The following is a 19,912-nucleotide window of genomic DNA, read 5'->3' as shown; positions in this document are numbered from 1 at the left end:
CCATCTGTTAATGACCCTTAACTCTTTTGTTGCATAACTCCATTTTTGTAACATAACTGTAACTTAAGCAAGCTCTTCGATTTGATCGATTAAGCCGTCAACGAATTGAATTGCTTGGCGAATCGCGTCCGCATTGGTCATATCTACATCCACATGGGCTGCTAATTCAAGCGCATCTTTCGTTCCGCCTGCTGCTAAATTGTCTAACCAAGCTGACACAGCTTCTTGATCATTATCAGCAATCATCTGACCCACTTGAGTTCCAATCGTTAAACCAGCTGAATAAGTATATGAGTATAAGCCCATATAGTAATGTGGTTGGCGCATCCAAGTTAATTCAGCGCCGTCATTGATTTCTACAGCATATGCCCAGAAGTTTTCTAACGTTTCTTTAAAGAACCCATTTAGACGATTAGCATTTAATACTTCATCATTATCTACTGCTTCGTAAACTTTGCGTTGGAAATCCGCTTCTAATAAATGTGTCACCATATTATGGAAGTAAGTTCTTGTAATAAATTCCGCAATTAATGAGCGTTTCGCATCATTTTCAATCGGCTGATTTAATAAATATTGACACATAATGACTTCGTTTGCTGTTGAAGGTGCTTCAACAAAATACAAGCTTGCTTCCGGTGTAATACTTAATTGGTTTTGATAAGTTAATTGAAAATGCCCTGCATGGCCTAACTCATGGGCTAGCACAAGCACTTCACTTAATAAACCAGTCCAGTTAAGCAGAATATAAGACGGTCCATCAGCAATCGTTGAACAGAAACCACCTGTTGATTTTGATTGGTTCATCGGGTAATCAATCCAGCGTTCATCAAAGGCTTGCTTCACATAACTTAAATACTCATCCCCAAAGACAGATAAAGCTGACTCAATCATCTCACGACTCTCATCAATACTAATCGACATCGGTTCATCTTTAGAGAATGGCATCTTAATGTCAGCTAAAGTAACTTTATCCAACCCTTGTTCTTCTTTTAATAACTTCGCGTAACGTCTAAATACTGGCGCTAACTCCGTAGTTAAGGTATCGATAATTAAATTATAACTATCACGTGAAATTTGTTGATCGTGTAGTAAATAATCAAACACAGAATCAAAGCCACGTAAAGTTGCCATTTTCTTCTCAGTTTGAACATGGTTAATATAATTGGCAGCAACCGTATGTTGATGGTTGCTTAAGCCTTGGTGGAATGATTTCCAAGCAGCATGGCGAATTTCTTTATTCATATGCCCTTCAAAATCTTGCTCAAAACCAGCAAAGGAATTGCTGTAAGTTTCAGAACCCACTACAAAGTCTGGAAAGACCATGTCTTGGAATTTAACTGTATTATACATATCACTATGATTCGTTAGTGAGCCCGATAAGCTACTTAAGGTTTCCTCAATCTTAGGATCTAGCATCATTGGTTTATTATATTTGATTCGATCGATAAAAGCTTTAAATTTTTGCCCTTCCTCAGTCACTGTTAATTCATTTAACATCTCTTCAGATAAGTTCGCTAATTCCGATTCAAAAAATGATAAACGAACGCCAAGCCACTCACTTAATTGGCCTAATTTTAACGCATTTGCTTCATTCGTATCATCTAATTTATCTACTTCATAGGCTAAAGAACCGTATTGAAATACTTTTCCCATCCTAACATTGATATCATCAAAATCATTTAAAGCACTTAAAATCGTTCCAACATTTGTTAAGTTCCCTTTATAATCTGTATTAAAAGTTGCTACTTTTTCTTTTAAGGCTTCTATTGCTTTTTCGTACTCTGCTTGGGTTGCAAATAGTAATGATAAATCCCAAGTCTCTTCTTTATTTAATAAATCACGTGTTGGTAGTGGTCCATTTTGTTTAGTCATAATATCCTCCATCTTGTTATTAATGTGCTGCTTCGCCGTACAATGCTTTCTCTCTTAATCTTTGAACGAATTGCTCTAAGCGATTAATTGCAACTTTCAGCTCTTTAATCGAATATGCATAGGAGATTCGGATGTACCCTTCTCCACTGTCCCCAAAGGCAGACCCCGGAATGACAGCCAAATGCTCTTCTAACAGTAATTGTGTCGCAAATTCTTCTGAAGTCATCTGGAATTCTTGAATATTTGGGAAGATGTAAAATGCTCCTAAAGGTTCAAAGCAAGTTAAGCCAATTCGATCTAACTCTTTTAAAAGATAGCGTCGACGTTGATTGTAACTTTGGCGCATCTCTTCAACAGATGCATCCCCATTTTTCAAAGCTTCTATACCAGCGTATTGACTCAGTGTCGGTGCAGCCATAATTGTAAACTGATGAATCTTAATCATCTGTTCCATAATTGCTTTCGGCCCACAACAATAGCCTAAACGCCAACCGGTCATCGCGTAGGTTTTAGAAAAACCATTAATATAAACTGTGCGCTCTTTCATTCCTGGTACTGAAGCCAATGTTACATGCCCACTTTCAGTATAGGTCAAATCGTCATAAATTTCATCTGTCACTAAAAGCAAGTCATGCTTCATAATAACGCGAGCTAACGCATCAATGTCACTTTGCTCTAATATCGCACCAGTTGGATTGTTTGGAAAATTCATAATAATGATCTTCGTCTTCGGTGTAATCGTTGCTTCTAGTTCTTCCGCCGTTAAACGGAATTGATTTATTTCTTTTAAAGCAATCGGGACGGGAACCCCGCCAGACAACTCAATACAAGGCAAGTAAGAAACATAACCCGGTTCTAAATAAATAATTTCATCCCCGGGACAAACAGTTGCCCGTAAAGCAATATCAATTGCTTCACTCCCTCCAATCGTCACTAAAATCTCTTCTTTAGGATTATAATCTAATTGATGCTTACGTCTTAGTCGCCCGGCTATTTCTTCTCGCAACTCCATCAAACCAGCATTCGCTGTATAGAATGTACGTCCACGACTCAATGCGTGGCGCGCTTCATCACGAATATGCCACGGTGTATCGAAATCAGGTTCCCCCACTCCTAAAGAAATAACATTATCCATCTCATTAGCAATATCAAAAAAGCGGCGAATTCCTGAAGGTTTTATTTTTTTGACGTGTTCATTCACGAAATCTCTCATAAAGAAACCGCCATCCTACGATCGTCATCATCATTATCAAATAATGTTCCATGATCTTTATATTTTTTCAAAATAACATGCGTTGCTGTCGATTGAACTTCATCAATCACAGATAATTTACTTGTCACAAAACGGGCAATTTCTCGCATGGGTGCTTTCTTCAATTCAATTGAAAAATCATACCCACCTGACATTAAATACATTGCTTCAACTTCGGGAAAATTGTAAATCAAACTCGCAATCCGATCAAAGCCTTGACCGCGTTGTGGATTCACTTTCACTTCAATCATCGCTGAAACATATTCATCTTCAGTCTTATCCCAATTAATCAAAGTGTGGTAACCGATAATGACTTTCTCTTCTTCTAACTCAGTAATAATTTGTTCAACAACACTCTCTTCTATATCAAGCATTGTCGCGATTTCACTCGCCTTTAAGCGACTATTTTGTTCGATGAGTTTTAAAATATTCTCACGTTGATTCACAATATCACTCCCTTAATTTAGATGACATCTATTATAGCAAAACGCTTTCTTAAATACGATAGAAATTACAACAAAAAAGCAAGCACCGAAACGGCACTTGCTAAACGTGTGATTACTCCACAGATATCCACAACTGTGATCTTAATTCATTAAAGACATTATGAACACGTAGAGATAAATTCCCTACCTGGTCTGAAATGCTGTCATAATTCCCTGGATAAGACGTGTAAACAGCTAAAGAATAAGCCCCATATGGTGTGATAAATGTGGCGATATCATTTTGCTCTGTCTCTCCTAAACCAGACTTATTCCAAGACGTTGTTGAAGAAGGAATATCTTGACGTAAGAAGTTATGTGTATTCATTGTCAACTTATTAATTAACATCGCATCCCACGGTTCACCATTGACTTGGTTGTTATCTAATAAGGCAAAATAACGCGCCGCATCATGAGGCGTAGTTGTAAAGTAAGTATCTTCACTATAATACTTCCCATTCACATACGTCTCGTAAAGGCCTAATTGATGGATATGCGGGTTAATAACGTAACCCCCACCTACAACATCAATCAACAAGTTTGCGGCTGTATTATCACTATAAATTGTGACTAAATCAACAAGTTCATCGACCGTATACATACTTCCACTTGGCTGCCCTTGAATAATTCCCGCACCGGGCACTTTATCCCAGTCCGTCATCGTCACATAAGTATCTGGTGATAATTCACCAGTCTTATATTGATGGTAGACTTCACCAAGGACATAAATTTTCTGGGTACTTGCAGGCCAGAATTGTTGATTATTAATATCAACTTGCGCCATCGTTTCATTATTAATAAAAGACGCTCCGACGTTCGCGTTGATCATTCCAATTTCTTCCCAAATCACTGCTTCCATCGTATCTAACAGTTCACGTTCGCTGTAGTAAGTTTCCACGTAATCTGTACCTGTCTCATCTTTTCGAACCCAACCTAATTCCTCATAACCAATGTAAACATGTAACCATTCTTCATCGAAAGAAGTGTACTCAGCAACGACTTCCATCGGCATATCATAGAAACCTTCTGTTGTCGTTATCATTGTTGAGTTTTGTGTCTTAGGAGGTGCACTAAGAATCAATGAATCTGTTGCTTTATAGAGAATACTGTAATCTACAGGTTTGACCTCACTCATCTTTGTATACTCATAAGGTCTTTCAATAAAGAAGAAATCAGGTGCATCCGTAGGTACTAAATTTAATAACATATTACGGTGTTGATTTAATTCTTCAGCTTCTTCCAAACTAAAGCCAATATCTTGTTGCTTACCTTCTAGAAAGTAAAACCAACCTTCCTCAGGTATGTTATGCCAACCCGTATATGGTGCTTCATTACGATATAATAATTCTTCACCCTCAACTTCATACCAAGCAAAGCCGTTTAAACTTTCTTCAGACAATAAACGTTCTTGATTCACATAAGAAGTGGGTGAGACAAGCGCCACATTCGGACTAAAGTAAAACCACGGAACAATCTCAGGTAACTCTTCTTCTGGGGTTAATTCCTCATCATTTTCAGCGACTTCCGTTAGAAGTGGCGTTTCTGTACGGTTCGCTACACCCACATTTACAACGGATGATCTTAAATCTTCTATTAGGACACTCGCTTTTGGTTGAAGATGCAAAGTGTCATAGCGATGTTGTTCCACAAGTTCAGCGGGTGTAATTTCTTCAGCTTGATTAAATTCTTCACCAAGTGAATTTGCGGATTTGTTTGTAAAGGGTTGCCCAATAGAGAAAAAGATGACAGCCAATACAACGATAATACCTATGGCAATGCCTCCAATTATTCCGTAGCGCTTCATATTATCTTTTTCCAATACAACCCTCCTTTCTTATTTGCTTAATTTTAGATATAACATTATTATATCTATCTTAATGATAAGTTCAATATTATTCTACACCCGAAGTTTTGCATCAGGATTAATTTTAAAAGTAATGCGTTTACTAAAGTACTCGTAAATATCTTGTGATAAAGACATTTCAGGCATCATTTCTTTAAAAGCGTTATATGAGAATCGCTCTCTTAACTCGATTTCATCTGCCCCTTGTTGAACAACATTGCGGTGGATAAATTGCTCGTAAGCTTCTTCATCTAAGCGCCCACCTTGGTTCTCAAAGACACGATGTGCAATCACTTTAAAGATAAAGTCTTCTTCTGCACGTTTCTCAAGTTGTTCATTAATATTACCTTCAAGTTTTAATTGTTCACGCCCATATTGCTCTAAAGGCATGTCGTATTGATCGGCGTAAGCTTTCACTTGTCTTAAATAATCCGTAACATAACTGTCGCGTTCTTCACTATTTAAGATGACGTTTGAGTTGTCTGCATAGTATTTTAAGATGAATGGTAAAACTTCATTATAGAATTGTAACTGTGTTTGGTTACGTTGGTATACTTCCATCCCCGATTGTTTAAGTTGTTGAATTGTTTTAACCCCTGGTAAAGCTAGAGCGTCTACCATTTCGTTCGTTAATTCGTCAACCGGTTCATTGATCATCTCTTCATATTGTCTGCGCGCATGGTCAACTAATGGTTGTGCCACGGCATCCCATGAAGGTATTTCAATTGTTAATTTTTCCTCAGGAACATTTATATCTTTATAACTCATTACATTTTCAACACTGCTTTTCATATTTAATCGCTCCTTTATATCTTGATATATTGTAGTCGAGAATCGCTGAAACAACAAGCCTATTTGGATAATTCCAAGACATTTTTGAATATTTTAAGAAAATAAAAAAGGTAGCCTGAAAGCTACCTCGTTCAAATACTGATTAAACGGTTCATCGATTTTTGATGTTGGTAGCCCAATATAAGTCAGTATGAAAATTCATACTGGCTTTTTTTCATCTCTATTTTTAAGTCTACTTTTTGATTTATGCTGCGTCCTTCATTGCTCTTTCTTCCTCTTCAAATAAGAGAGGTCTTATTTTTTTATTTGCCTTAACGGTTAGTTTTTGAGTGATCAATATGCGATAGCGTAGATTATCAAAATTTCGGTACCCATAGCCACTCCGTTTGATGTTCTTAATCTTGTTATTGGTTCCCTCTAACACACCGTTTGATAAGGTATATTTTAAGCTATTTTCAATTGATGGTAAGTAGTATTGGAGTGTTTGAATAGTAGTTCTCACTTGCCTTGGCAAGCTATACTTCCGTGTTTCTTCAATATCTTTCTCAAAATGTTTAAAATTATGCAGGGCAATATCTGTCTTTAAATCATTAATCAGACGATATACTTTCTCAAAGCGGTCGTCAATACTCACCATATAGTTGACAATCATCTTCTCCGTTACAAGGCCGTCAAATAAGCGGTGCGACTGATAGTTATTAAAGTCTAATTCTTCGCGGTTTTTAAGGATTAGTTTCCATAGTTGTTTTAGCTTACGGTAATCTGTGGGACGTGATGTTTTAATTAATTTCATGACACGAACACGCTCTTTATTTAATGAGCAATTGAGATGTTGAACGAGATGGAATCGATCAATAATGATTTCAGCATTTGGAAAAATCCCCTTTAAAAATTGATAATAAGGACGATACATATCCATGGTAATCGACTTAACACGTTGGCGTGCTTCGTAAGAGAACCGCATAAAGTAATCTCTAATCGCCGCTTGTTTGCGGTCACGTAAAATGTCCATTAATGTCCCATTCTCAGTATCCATTAAGATACAACTCATTGATTCCGTCACACTCTTAACGGACTTAAATTCATCAATACCAATGTGTTCTGGTAATGATTGATCGTGAGGAGATAAGGATTTTCCTGTCTTTTTCAGAACGCACGATACTGTATAATCAGATACCACAAGATGTTTCGAAATTAATTTCATAGATTGTTCTTCTGCCAATTCCAAGGCTATATAACGCTTATTATCGATTGCGATAAAGCACCCAAAGTCCACTAATGATGTAGTAACTGTGGGTGTAGCTCCGCAGTGTTTACAATGATAACGTTGTTTTTTTAATTTTAAGAGAACGGGTTGGGACCTGATATTTGATAAATGAATCGTTGTATTAACAAACCCGTGTTTAATCATATCTTGGGTTGAATGATTTACGACACCACAAGATGGACATGCCTTAAATGGATAAGATAAAGTACCAAAAATCACCTTGGCAATTTGACCCTTATAAGGTTTCTTTTCAACTTTGTCTTCAATTTTTATGTGTGGGTCTTTAATATCAAAGAGATTTGCGATAGAATTAGTTTCAGCCATGTGAATTCTCCTAACTATGATTATGGGTAGTGACTTAATTATAGTAGAATTCACTGGCTATTTCTGTATATTTACACAAAAAAAGATGTCAGTGAGTTTTAACTCACCAACATCAAAAATTGAAGAACCCAAAAAAAGACCAAAGCAATTCAAATGAATCGCCTTGGTCTCTAAAATAACTTTAATATTATGGATTAAATGATACGTGTACGTGGTCGTAGTGGTTTGCTGTTACACTTCCACGATCTTCCATCCATTCCCATTGGTTATTCCATGATCCGTAAATTTGTTGTTCCCAGATTACGTAAGAGATGTTATTCTCAGCCATATTACTGATTGAGTAATTTGCTACATCATCACCTGATTGAGATCCAACGGGTACCATGAAGTCTACAGCTAATCCAGCCCCGTGATCTTGTGAATCACCTGGACGGTATAGACTGAATGAATCAATACCGTAGATAGCTGCTACTTCTTCTTTAAACTCAGCAGCATGTGGTTGTAAACCAGCGTTTTGTGGGTTGGACATTGGGTCATAAGCCACTTCTTCTTCGTAAACTGGTTCTTCTACAACGATGTCTTCTTCAGTAACTACTTCTTCATAGACATCTTCGTAAACTTCTTCAGGCATCTCAGTTTCAGCATCTTCATAAGCAGGAACTTCTTCGACGATTTCCCAAGATTGAGAACCTTCTTCAACCGTTAAGTCCGTCTCGTATACAGGTTCCTCAACAGCAACCTCTTCAACGACTTCTTCGTAGACAGGTGTTTCTTCAACGACTGGAACTTCCTCAACACCTGGAGTTTCCTCCACTACAGGAACTTCTTCAACAATTGGAGTCTCTTCTACGACGGCCACTTCTTCAACAACTTCCTCAGTAACAACTTCTTCAGCTGCTACCGTTTCTGTTGCTACCCAAACTGGAACTTCTTCGATAATTGTCTCATTAAAATCAGCTTCAGTATTAGTAGGTCCACCAATTGAATATGAAGTCGATTCTACATCTTCAGTTAAAGGAGCTTCTTCTACAACTTCTTCAGTTTGAACTTCTTCTACTTCAGTAACTGGAGATAAGTTAACTGGAATCTCGAACTCAAGGATTTCTCCATCTGGAGATTCAACTTCTAAGCTCTCAACACGGTCGTATGCATCTAATTGAGCTGTTAAGATTGTTTCAGGGAAAATTAAATCCACATCTTCAATATCATTAATGTAAGCTAAGTCATCTAAAGGAATATCCATCGCTTCTGCGATAACACTTAATGTGTCACCAACTTGTACTGTATAAGTAATACGGTTATATTCATCAATAATAATGTCTTCTAGAACTTCATTTAATTGTCTAGCTTGCCACGCATCTTGTGCAAGAACAAATGATCCATTAGATAGTAATGCAGCAACTGCCGATCCAATCCATAATTTTCTAGTAAATTTCATATATAATTTCACCTTTATAATGCATTTTAGTTCCTCACTAATTGACAAGATTAACTTTAACATAGCAAAATATGAATTCCAATACACCTAGACCTTTCTTAAATAAACTGACTTACCACTGTAACATTACGTCAATAGATACCTAGGTCTGTAATATTCATGTCGAATTCTAAGTAATATCTTCTCTAAGCTCACCACATAGCCATCCTATTACTATAATCTTTTTGTAAACATCTTATTGATAATCCGTTTACATCCTCACTTCCTCACAAAAAGGCAGAAATAATCAGCGTTTGATTCATTTCTGCCTTTGGCACTATTTATTTAGTTCTATGCTATTAATTTCTATCCTTACAAACTAACTTTTCGGTCACTGATTTTGTCACTGATTCCTTTTTCTTCATCTAAAGCAGCCATCTGACGCGTTGTCAGATTCGCTCTTCCTTTAAGGGTCAGTTGCTTATCTTTAATATCAACCACTGCAAAGAGCGGATCTGAGTAACGAATAATATAAGGTAAGATTGGGTGGTCCGACAATACCTCATCGGACCAATCTAATGTCGGTAATAAAGTATCCTCCCCTTGCCAAAAATACGACATGCTGTTGATATTAATATAGATGGCATTATTAATATGCTTTAGCGTATCTACATGCTTGTGCCCATAAAAACTTACGAAAGTCTTATCAGGGAAGCCGTTTATAATCTCTTGGAAGGCTTGTGCATTTTGAATCCCTCGTGGGTCTGGATTCAACGGATGGTGTGATAAAAACACGACTTGCTTGTCCGTTTGAATGACCGATTCAATCCATCTCAATTGTTCCTGAGGGAGAATTGACGAATTACCTGTTGCGAAGTTATTCCCTCTTAAGTAAGAAATTTCTTTGCCATCTTCTAAATAGTAATTAGTATCCAGCACAACCAAGCGGATGTCATCGATGTCTTCATAATAATAATTATGAGGCAAGTGTAGGTGTTTAATCACTTCATCTTTCGACGCGAAGTCTAAATCATGGTTTCCAATTGTATGGAATATTGGAACATCCACATTGTTCGTTAAAATATTCAACAATCGCTTAGCTCTGTTGAAGTATTCATCGGATTGTTGTTCATTAAAATAACGATAATTCACCGGTTGCTTTTCAATTGGGCATAAGGTCATCGTCGTATCAGAAAAATAACCAAAATCACCTAAATTTAAAATAAAATCAGGCTTGTAAATTTGGGTAGCCCCAATTAAAGCCTCGATACGGCTTTCAGGATTGTCTATAATTTCTGAGTGTAAGTCCGTAAAAATTAAGAACCGACTCATTATACCTCACCTCCTGCTGTATCCACATCTTTCTCAGCGATAAGCTCTCCAGTATAAGGATGATATTCAATAAGATGTAATACTTCGTCTTGATTATAGGCAGCAGTCTCAATCATCGTCAACTTGCCTTCTTCCGTGTTGTCGGAGACGATGATTGTCTTAATTACAGTCTCATTGAGTAAGATATCTACACCCTTACCGGATTCATAAGCTGATACCTTGAATAACATGCTCTGGTCTGCTGAGAGAGTATATCCTCCATCTTCATCGACTTTTAGATACAACTGCTTATCACCATACATATCTACAAAAGCAAACCAATCCTCAGTCTCAAAAGTAGCTTGCACCTTAGGTATACCGTCAATTGACACGCGGTTATAAGTATTACGTCCTTGTGCATCAATATAGATATGGGGCGCTTGAGATCCTACACGGTAAGGCCATCTGAAGATCAAATGCCAATGCGGTGGATAATCTTCATGTTGCACATTATTCGTTTCAAAGCCCAAGATAGCATAATGGCCTAATTCCTTATCATGAAGCTTCTTAGAAAGGCCACTCATAGACAATATTTCTTTGGCAGCTAGCATATAATGAAGTGAAGCTTGTACTTCTACTTCTGGGTACTCTGTGTACGGTCCTGCAATTCGATTCATCTGATTATGTTCCACCCTCATCACTAACCCCGCTTCTCTAGTAAAAGTATGCACCGCCATCGTCCGAGATGATTGAGTTAATAAACTAATCTCAATATCAAAGGAAATTCCACCTTCATGACGGTTGAAGACTAACTCATGCTTATCTGAAAGAATCGCTTGAATGTCCACGTCAGAATTCGAAAAACGAACAGTAATCGTGGCCACATTCGCATCATCTAGTGGTGGATGCTCAATGTAGAAGACATATTCTGAATCCAGTTCATAAAAATATTTTTCTTCTTCCACAATATGGCTTGCAAAGTCTGCATCAATCTCTATGTCGGGTAAGCCATAAAACCCCTTAACACTCTTTATTAATCGTACGGCACTTCTCTTTTTTGAATTATACGTCATCAATCTATCCTCAATTCTTTAAGTAGGCTACAAATCCGCCTCCTTGATTCACTGTGATGGTTAATACATCCTTGGATGTATAGTTATTTTCTTGGATTTGATAACCCATCTTATTATCCAAATCATCATGATATTCTAAGCTACTATAAGTTTGATCCACGCTTAAAAAATCTAAGGGAATCTCTAATTCTTTTACTTCTGCGGGCGCATTTTGAACAGCGATTACCCAATCCTCACCCGTTCTACGTGCATAAACAGCCATATCGCCTATTTTACTTTGGTCCAGAACAATGGATTCATCCCAAGTTGCTGGCAACAGACTAATGAAGTCAGCCGCTTGATTGCTTGCTAATACAACTGGACTTTCGATAAAGGTTAATAAGGATGATTCAAAGATGACCGCATTTGCTAACATTTGTGGCCAGGTCCCATCGCCTAATCTCAGATTATCAGTAAAGTTAATCGGCGTATAGTCTGCCCCACCGGCAACAAAACGTGTAAATGGAAGAATGGTGTTATTGAGCGCATCCAAATTATATTGCATTCCGCGAACACCTTCTTGAGTCAATAAATTCGGATAAGTTCTGCTTAAACCGGTAGGCTTATTGGAATTATGAAAGATTGCCAACAATTCTAAGTCAGCCACTTCTTCAAGTAACGTACGGTAAATATTCACCGATTCCAAAGTCTCAGATTCAATATGCCCGAACTTAATGCCTGCAACTCCCGCATCCTTGGCCTGTCTTAAGAAATTCTGACGTGCCTGTTTATCGAACAAATTCCCGTCCGGATACAAGTCTAAGTTCGGCACGTCATGACCAATGAAAATACCGATCTCATATTCAGCCGCTAACTCAACCATCGGCTTAACCATTACCAAAGCCTCTTCAATCGTCTCGCCCCATTTGCGCCAATTATTACCTATGACATGGTATTTAATACCTAATTGAGTTGAAGCTTCAAGAGATGCTCGGGCTTGGTCTTCAATAATATTTCCTTGATTATCATAGCCTTCAAACCAGACTGCTTTGCCACTTTCTATCCAATCCGCATCCAATAATGCTTCGCTCGGCTCTTGAGAGACATCCAGAGCCAAAGTATTATTGACTAAGTCATTCAAATTATCCGTAATAATTGCTAACCGCCAAGGCGAATAATCAGCGGTTGTTTCAAAGCCATTGATCGAACTCCAATAATGGGCTTTCACTGAGTTGTCGCCGACACTCTTATAGGCAATTCCAGCAAAGTCTTTGAGCTCTGCTTCAGATAAATTAACATAAGCTTGACCCTCAGGCAGTTCAAAGGTGGACGAGGCAGTAATAATTTCGCGCCCAGAAAAGTCTTCAATCAACTTGTGCTCATATAAAGACTGCATGGCTTGGTTATCCATCTGGTACCATACCTCTGTCCCATTAGGAAAGCTAAACGTTGATAACTCTTCATCAATCGATAGAATACCGCCATTATTGAATATATAACGAAAAGCCATCCCGTCATCCCAAAGGTTGATTTCTAATCCTATAGTTTGAGTCTCATAGTCAATCTCGTAAAGATACTTTCTATATTGGCTATGCGTTTCACTGCGGTTCCCTCTTATAGTATAGTTTTCCTCATGATCAGAAGTTTCAACTAATTTAATGGATTGAGCGAGTTCTTCATTATTAGCTTGGTCTACTTGATTGTCTTCAATCTTAATACCCAATTGACTCGGTAAGATCACCGTCTGTTGGTCCATTGCAACACTGTAAGTCGGTATGCCATCTTCAAGATAAAGTTGGGTCACTATCTTAGACGAGGGACTTTCTAAGGTGAATATCTCATCATCTTCTGACTGAGCCTCCGCATAAGCTTGAGGCATTGACTCAGTAAATAACATTAAGCCCGCTAAGAATACAACGGCCAAAGATGACAAATATTGCTTAATATGCTTCATGGGTCTCAATTCTTTCTTCAGTTTCCAGGTCATAGAAGTGGGCTTTTTCGATATCTAACTTTAAGTCAATGCTTTGTCCAATATGAAATTCTTCCTCTGAGAACAAGCGTGCAATCAGTTTGAAGTCTTCCTCAACCGAATGAACAACCACTTCTGATCCATATAATTCACTTAATAGGACTGACATAGTGATTGTATTATCATCTGAATCAGCCGTTTTGGCTAAGGTAATATGTTCAGGACGAATACCCATTTTCACTTTAGTCATATTGTGTTTTTTGAAATACGCTTGTTGTTGGCTATTCAAGGTTAACATCACGGTGCGATTAACATTGTCAATTATCAATTTGTCTTGGTTAATAGTTACATTGAATAAGTTCATGGCTGGTGATCCCATGAAGCTGGCTACAAATAAGTTCGCAGGCTTGCTGTAAACTTCTTTAGGTGTCCCAATTTGTTGAATGACCCCTTTGTTCATAATAATAATTCTAGTAGCCATCGTCATTGCTTCCACTTGGTCATGAGTAACATAGATGGTCGTTGATTTCATCTTATTATGTAATTCCATGATTTCAGAACGCATCACCACGCGCAACTTTGCATCCAAGTTTGATAAGGGCTCATCCATTAAGAAAATATCTACGTCTCGTACTAACACGCGTCCTAAAGCAACCCTCTGTCTTTGTCCACCTGATAATTCACCTGGTTTTTTATCTAAAAGGTCTGTTAGTCCCAAGATTTTAGCTGCTTCTTCAACTTTTGCATTGGCTTGGCTTTTTGGGATTTTACGGACCTTTAGTCCATAAGAAATGTTTTGTCGCACTGTCATATGGGGATATAAGGCATAATTTTGGAATACCATAGCGATATCTCTATCTTTAGGCTCCACCTTATTCATTAACTTACCATTAATCTTCAATTCCCCTGAACTAATCTGTTCTAAGCCGGCAATCATTCTTAAGGTCGTTGATTTCCCACATCCTGAAGGCCCAACGAGGACGATAAACTCTTGATCTTCAATCTCAAGATTAAAATCCTTAACAGCTGTATAGCTATCGTCATATTGTTTGACGATATTCTTTAACGATAATTTACTCATAATTCCTCCTACTTTATCCTTTAACTCCACCTTGATCGACACCTCTTAACACAAAATTGGACAAGAACATATAGAGAATAATAGTTGGAGCAGCGGCTAAAACCACTGAAGCGAACATCCCTCCGTAATCACCTGTTGTGACCATCGAACTGATGTTCGACTCTAACCATACCCCTATTGGACGCATCTCTGCCGTATTCGCAAAGATTAAAGGCAAGAAGTACGAATTCCACTTACCAATTAGATTGAAAATCGTTAAGGTTACTACAGCGGGCTTAGCCATTGGGAATATAATTTCCCAGAAGGTTCTAATCTGACTTGCCCCATCCAAGGCGGCAGACTGTTCATAACTCGAAGAAATATTCTTAAAATAAGCCGACAAATAATAAGTATCAAAAGGAATGGAATTGGCAGTGAATAACAAAATTAGAACTAAGCGAGAATTAAAAATCCCTAAAGAACTAATATGATAAAAGATTGGCATTGTAATCATAATACCTGGCACCGACAATGAAAGAACAAATAACTGTTGAATGAATTTATTCCCCTTGAAATTATAGCGCGATAGGACATAAGCTGCCGGCGCACATATAACAATTAACAACAAACTACTTGGTATGGTGTATATTAATGTATTAATGATTGTTCTAATTCCATCACTGTTCACTAATACTTTCCTAAAGTTATCTAAACTTAACCCATCTAAGAACAAGTCACCTAAGAAGATGCCTCGCGTTGTACTAAAGGATGCGATTAAAATCCACCCTAGCATATAAGCCATAAATACAGAAAAAGCAATCATAATAATATACAAGGGTGTTGCCTTTAATTCTCTAGAAAGGGTCGTTTCTCTTACGTATTTTATAATTGTTTTCATATAATTCTCCTAATATTCATAATCGGATTCTTTAACTAAATAATTAGAGACAATGAAGAAAAACACGCCAATTAAGGTCATTATAACCCCTGAAGCAGCACCAATCCCTACATTCGTATCTGGATTAATCTCCGTACCAAAGATTTGATTATAAGTAAAAATCATTGGCGTAATTGTATTAATACTTCCAAATACACGCGCAAAAGCAAAGAAACCAATCGTTGACGTTGTGAACAGGACTGTTGTCGTTTTTATGACATCTTTGATTAATGGGAAGGTAATCGTAAAAAATTGCATCACTGAATTTTGACCTTCAATCCGAGCCACTTCATAATAATCATTAGGAATACGGCTCATCGCCGAAATATACATTAGCGTGTATTGACCAATGGCTCCAAAGACTGCTGCGATACTCATTGAAACGAATAACATATCCGGAGAAGTCCACTGAATAGACGCTAATGAGTCTAACCCTATCGCCGAAAAGAACGAATTTAATAATCCATAATTACTATTAAATACATATAATAACCAGGCGTAACCAATCGCAATCGGCGAGATGACTTCTGGCAAATACACTAACTTGGCAAAAAACTTATTACCAAAAATATTACTGTTTACAATGGTAGCAAATAACAATGACAGACTGATTGTCGCAATTCCTGTAATAAACCAAATTTTAAAAATATTCCCTATTGAAATTATAAACGTTGGATTCGTAAACAAATCTATATAATTTTGTAGTCCAACATAATGCCAGCTATCTAAAGGTGATGTAATAGTATTCACCGCGAAAAAACTCATCATAATTGTTCGTAAAATCGGGTAGAAAATGAAGACAGCAAACAAAAAGACAGCTGGAAATAAGAATGTAAATAAGGTACTCTTTTTCAATTCCATAAAAATATCTCCTTAAAGATGAAAGAGACGTATAAGAAATATACGCCTCATAGACACTTCCTCATTAAATATTACTGACCCGCATTTTGAATCTCAGCAATAAATTCCTCAGCGTTTGTTGCTCCTGAGATTAAGTTGATCATCGCAGAACGGATAATTTGAGAGTTATCACTATTTGTTGCAATGGCCGTTTGAGAAACATAGTTCCCTGAGACATTCTCGAAGATTCCTTCCATATCTTGTAAACTTTCTGGGAATTCATTGTTAGGGTCCACTGGCACAGCCTGAGCTACTGAGACCATCGCTTGGTCTTGCTCTGTTGTATTAACAAAGGTAGCAAAGTTGAAAGCTGCTAACGTTTCTTCTTCTGTATTGGCTTGGTTAATTCCGATTCCGTATGAACTGTAAGCTAAATAACTATTATCGTCCACGCCACCTTCAACTGAAGGGAAAGCAAATTGACCAAACTGGAATTCATCACTCATTGAATCTTTTACTTCACCTGGCATCCAAGTTCCGTTTAAGTACATAGCAATATTTTCCATTAATACGAATTCTTGTTGTGCTTGAGGGAATTGAACTGTTCCGACGTTTTCAGCATAGTATCCGTTTGTTGCTAATGTTTCAATCGCTTGAGCTGCTTCTAAGACGGCTGGGTCACTCCACATCTCATAAGTTGTATCGTTAACTAATTCATATACCCAATCTTGTCCTTTAAGTCTTTGTAAGTAATATCCAAAGATTCCTGTTGAATAGTTTGGATCTGTTGTTAATGGTGTATAACCTGCATCTTTAATCGCTTGTGATACTTCTAAGAACTCATCCCATGTTGTAGGTATTTCTAATTGTAATTCTTCAAAAATCGCTTTATTATACATAAATACAAAAGCTTGAGGGTTCATTGGTACATAGTATAAAGAGCCTTCACCTAATTGGTTCGCTAAATCGACCATCGCAGGCATTGTATAATCAATATAAGCTGTTCCATCTGTTGTTGGGTAAGCTTCTTCAAAATATGACGTTAAGTCTAAGTTTGTGTTAGAGAAATGGTTAACAATATTCACAGCATTTGCGTCGTACATGTGGATTTCTTGACCACTTTGTACGGCTGTTGGTAATAATGTAGAGTTATCTCTTCCATTGAATGTAAACTCAATCGTCACACCTGGATTTAATTCCATGAAAGCTTCTCCGGCTTGTTGTAAAACTTGTGCTTGAGGCTCTGTTTCGTTGTAGCTTGACCAATATTGCAAGTCAGCATTTAATTCTGCCTCTTCTTGAGCTGAAACAGCTGGTACTAATACATTAGACAATAAGGCAACCGCACTAAAAAGTGTCAGTGACTTAGATAATAATCCTTTAATCATAATAATCTCCCTTTTATGTAGTAATTTTTCAGAAGTAATATCTTTACTTCATCATTGATAATATACTATTATTGTAAATTTCGTGTAAATTTTAAGTAAAGTTTTTGTTAATTTTTGTATTTTTAGTAAAGTTTTACCTAATAAGTTTTATCGTTATTTACAGCTATAAAAAATAGCCCACGATCAAGTAGCTGGTGATGAACTCCTGCTTACTTAATCGTGAGCCTATTATATTAGTCTTGCTGAGTACTTTCCCTAATTTTCAAATCGGTCGAGATAAGTACTTTATAAGGTGTTTCTCTTCCATTGTGCCGACTATTGATTTGCCATAATAAGGCACGCGCCATCTCATCGGTTGGGATGTTTACCGTAGATAAGGGAACCAGTGTATATTTTACTAACTCGCTATTATCAAAGGAAATAATCCCAATGTCTTTCGGAACGTCCAAATTGTGGTCACTTAATGCCTTTAATGACCCAACAGCCATCTGATCATTCCCTAAGATAAAGGCCTTAGGCAAGTTGCCCTTTTGGATAGCTTCCGCCATTAAGCGATAACCATCCTTCATCAGATACGCCCCACTATACACATCCTCTGGATTATACCTACCAATCCTACGCATCTCTTCTTCAAATGTAATAAGACGTTGATTCTTTATAATACGGTGCTTACCATCCGAGCTCCATTCAGCCGACTCACCACCAATATAGCCTATTGTAGTATAATCATTCTCCAATAAATGGTTGATGACATTGCGCATAGCCTGCTCTAAGTTGGGGATAACAGCATCATACAAAGAATCATTGGGCGAAAACCCTGCAAAGAATATAGAAGATGTTAGTGTTTGTAATTGTTCAATTACCTCTTTGTCTACCATACCAATTACAACTAATCCCCAATAATCATCCTTTAGCTTACTAATATCAGCATCTTCTAAATACAAATTCTCATAAGAGTAACCATTCAGAGTTAAATGGTCAACAATATGATTCTTCAGCTCTAGGAAGTATGGGTTATTCTCTTCTGCGATACTTCCAATTCTACTTATAATACCAATTTTATACTGGGATAAATCTTTAATGTTCTCAACTTTTTTAATACTTTTTTTGTAATTATGTTTTCTAGAAATTGATAAAATATTGGCCCGAGTCTCTTCCCTAACCTTGATCGTTGGGTCTTCATTAAGCACCCTCGATACGGTAGATATGGAGACACCCGCCATTTCTGCAATTTCTTTAATAGTTATCATATTATACGTTCCTTAACTTTTATTTAGTGAATAGATTCATCATAACTTAAAATAAAATATAAGTAAATATTTACTAAAAAGAAAATACTTAGTCACGTGAAAATCCAAACTTCATTATAGTGGAATCCGTGGATAATAACCTACCTACAAAAAAGGAAGCTTATCAATCTGATAAGCTTCCTACATTCGATATTATGACTGGGGTAGCTGGATTCGAACCAACGCATAACGGAGTCAAAGTCCGTTGCCTTACCGCTTGGCTATACCCCAATGAAAATGGAGGGGGAGAGATTCGAACTCCCGAACCCGAAGGAGCGGATTTACAGTCCGCCGCGTTTAGCCACTTCGCTACCCCTCCATATGGCTTGGGACGGAATCGAACCGCCGACACCTTGAGCTTCAATCAAGTGCTCTACCAACTGAGCTACCAAGCCACCAATAAGTACGGTCCGGACGGGATTTGAACGGTTTTTTGTCAAATAGTGTTGGTGAATATTTAAGGCGATAGATTTAGTTCTATCGTCTTTTTTTGATGTAAGTATATTAGTCATCTGTTGGATTAGAGTATATTCGTCTATAGAGCCGCTTCGTCACAAAAATACAATGGGCGTACAGGTTCAGCATTAAGTTGTTGAAGCTGGGTTGAGATTAAAATCCGACACCTTAAGTGACCGTAATTGCGATAACCATAGCCAGATCGTTTGATCATCTTGATTTTGTTTACGGTGCCTTCCATAACGCCATTCGAGAGTGTATAAGTTAAGCTGTTTTTAATATCCAACGCGTAGGAAGTTAATGTTCGAAACGCTGTTCTCACCTTGTGTGGGAAGACATATTTTTTACTTTCCATTTA

The 19,912-nt window shown here is 37.4% G+C and carries 16 protein-coding genes and 3 tRNA genes; all 19 read right to left on the bottom strand.

What is annotated here, in order from left to right:
* Positions 1-63 precede the first annotated feature (63 nt).
* The 19 genes from pepF to HW423_RS11560 all read right to left on the bottom strand — a co-directional run bounded on the left by pepF (position 64) and on the right by HW423_RS11560 (position 19,909).
* Positions 64-1,872 (bottom strand): oligoendopeptidase F, encoded by a 1,809-nt coding sequence (gene pepF, locus HW423_RS08970; protein WP_218931576.1) that lies wholly within the window; start codon positions 1,870-1,872, stop codon positions 64-66.
* A gap of 19 nt (positions 1,873-1,891) precedes the next feature.
* On the bottom strand, positions 1,892-3,085 hold the full coding sequence (locus HW423_RS08965) for a pyridoxal phosphate-dependent aminotransferase (RefSeq protein WP_218931575.1): 1,194 nt from the start codon (positions 3,083-3,085) through the stop codon (positions 1,892-1,894).
* Positions 3,082-3,570 carry an Lrp/AsnC family transcriptional regulator gene (locus HW423_RS11440; protein WP_218931574.1) on the bottom strand — a complete coding sequence of 163 codons (489 nt, stop codon included), beginning with the start codon at positions 3,568-3,570 and terminating at the stop codon, positions 3,082-3,084. The genes HW423_RS08965 and HW423_RS11440 overlap by 4 nt, the downstream gene beginning before the upstream one ends.
* Positions 3,571-3,682: 112 nt before the next feature.
* Positions 3,683-5,425, bottom strand: a complete 1,743-nt coding sequence (locus HW423_RS08955) for a serine hydrolase (protein WP_218931573.1) — start codon at positions 5,423-5,425, stop codon at positions 3,683-3,685.
* Positions 5,426-5,503: 78 nt separating this feature from the next.
* On the bottom strand, positions 5,504-6,241 hold the full coding sequence (locus HW423_RS08950) for a hypothetical protein (protein WP_218931572.1): 738 nt from the start codon (positions 6,239-6,241) through the stop codon (positions 5,504-5,506).
* Between the two features lie 244 nt (positions 6,242-6,485).
* Positions 6,486-7,832 carry an ISL3 family transposase gene (locus tag HW423_RS08945; protein WP_218931571.1) on the bottom strand — a complete coding sequence of 449 codons (1,347 nt, stop codon included), beginning with the start codon at positions 7,830-7,832 and terminating at the stop codon, positions 6,486-6,488.
* A gap of 187 nt (positions 7,833-8,019) precedes the next feature.
* Positions 8,020-9,270 (bottom strand): LysM peptidoglycan-binding domain-containing protein, encoded by a 1,251-nt coding sequence (locus HW423_RS08940; RefSeq protein WP_218931570.1) that lies wholly within the window; start codon positions 9,268-9,270, stop codon positions 8,020-8,022.
* A gap of 351 nt (positions 9,271-9,621) precedes the next feature.
* A complete protein-coding gene (locus HW423_RS08935; protein ID WP_218931569.1) occupies positions 9,622-10,581 on the bottom strand; it encodes a metallophosphoesterase family protein in 960 nt (319 codons plus the stop codon).
* On the bottom strand, positions 10,581-11,633 hold the full coding sequence (locus HW423_RS08930; RefSeq protein WP_218931568.1) for a hypothetical protein: 1,053 nt from the start codon (positions 11,631-11,633) through the stop codon (positions 10,581-10,583). The genes HW423_RS08935 and HW423_RS08930 overlap by 1 nt, the downstream gene beginning before the upstream one ends.
* A 10-nt stretch (positions 11,634-11,643) precedes the next feature.
* On the bottom strand, positions 11,644-13,566 hold the full coding sequence (locus HW423_RS08925; RefSeq protein WP_218931567.1) for a glycoside hydrolase family 97 protein: 1,923 nt from the start codon (positions 13,564-13,566) through the stop codon (positions 11,644-11,646).
* Positions 13,553-14,665, bottom strand: a complete 1,113-nt coding sequence (locus HW423_RS08920) for an ABC transporter ATP-binding protein (protein ID WP_218931566.1) — start codon at positions 14,663-14,665, stop codon at positions 13,553-13,555. Before HW423_RS08920 ends, HW423_RS08925 begins: the two co-directional genes overlap by 14 nt.
* A gap of 13 nt (positions 14,666-14,678) precedes the next feature.
* The gene (locus HW423_RS08915; protein WP_218931565.1) at positions 14,679-15,542 is read right to left on the bottom strand and encodes a carbohydrate ABC transporter permease; all 864 of its coding nucleotides are present in this window, start codon (positions 15,540-15,542) and stop codon (positions 14,679-14,681) included.
* 9 nt (positions 15,543-15,551) lie between these two features.
* Positions 15,552-16,442 carry a carbohydrate ABC transporter permease gene (locus HW423_RS08910; protein WP_218931564.1) on the bottom strand — a complete coding sequence of 297 codons (891 nt, stop codon included), beginning with the start codon at positions 16,440-16,442 and terminating at the stop codon, positions 15,552-15,554.
* Positions 16,443-16,513: 71 nt separating this feature from the next.
* A complete protein-coding gene (locus HW423_RS08905) occupies positions 16,514-17,809 on the bottom strand; it encodes an ABC transporter substrate-binding protein (protein WP_218931563.1) in 1,296 nt (431 codons plus the stop codon).
* A 233-nt stretch (positions 17,810-18,042) separates the two neighbouring features.
* Positions 18,043-19,059, bottom strand: a complete 1,017-nt coding sequence (locus HW423_RS08900; RefSeq protein WP_218931562.1) for a LacI family DNA-binding transcriptional regulator — start codon at positions 19,057-19,059, stop codon at positions 18,043-18,045.
* A gap of 198 nt (positions 19,060-19,257) precedes the next feature.
* Positions 19,258-19,329: transfer RNA gene (locus tag HW423_RS08895), tRNA-Gln, on the bottom strand.
* Positions 19,330-19,336: 7 nt separating this feature from the next.
* A tRNA-Tyr gene (locus HW423_RS08890) sits at positions 19,337-19,417 on the bottom strand.
* A 3-nt stretch (positions 19,418-19,420) separates the two neighbouring features.
* A tRNA-Phe gene (locus HW423_RS08885) sits at positions 19,421-19,493 on the bottom strand.
* A 140-nt stretch (positions 19,494-19,633) separates the two neighbouring features.
* Entirely contained in the window at positions 19,634-19,909 is a 276-nt protein-coding gene (locus tag HW423_RS11560; RefSeq protein ID WP_408014889.1) for a transposase, read from the bottom strand.
* Positions 19,910-19,912 lie beyond the last annotated feature (3 nt).

It is taken from the genome of Ruoffia halotolerans (genome assembly GCF_014049385.1).
In the GTDB taxonomy this organism is placed as follows: Bacteria; Bacillota; Bacilli; order Lactobacillales; family Aerococcaceae; genus Ruoffia; species Ruoffia halotolerans.
Note: the sequence above shows the minus strand (reverse complement) of the source record. Positions and strands in the feature narration are given on the sequence as shown.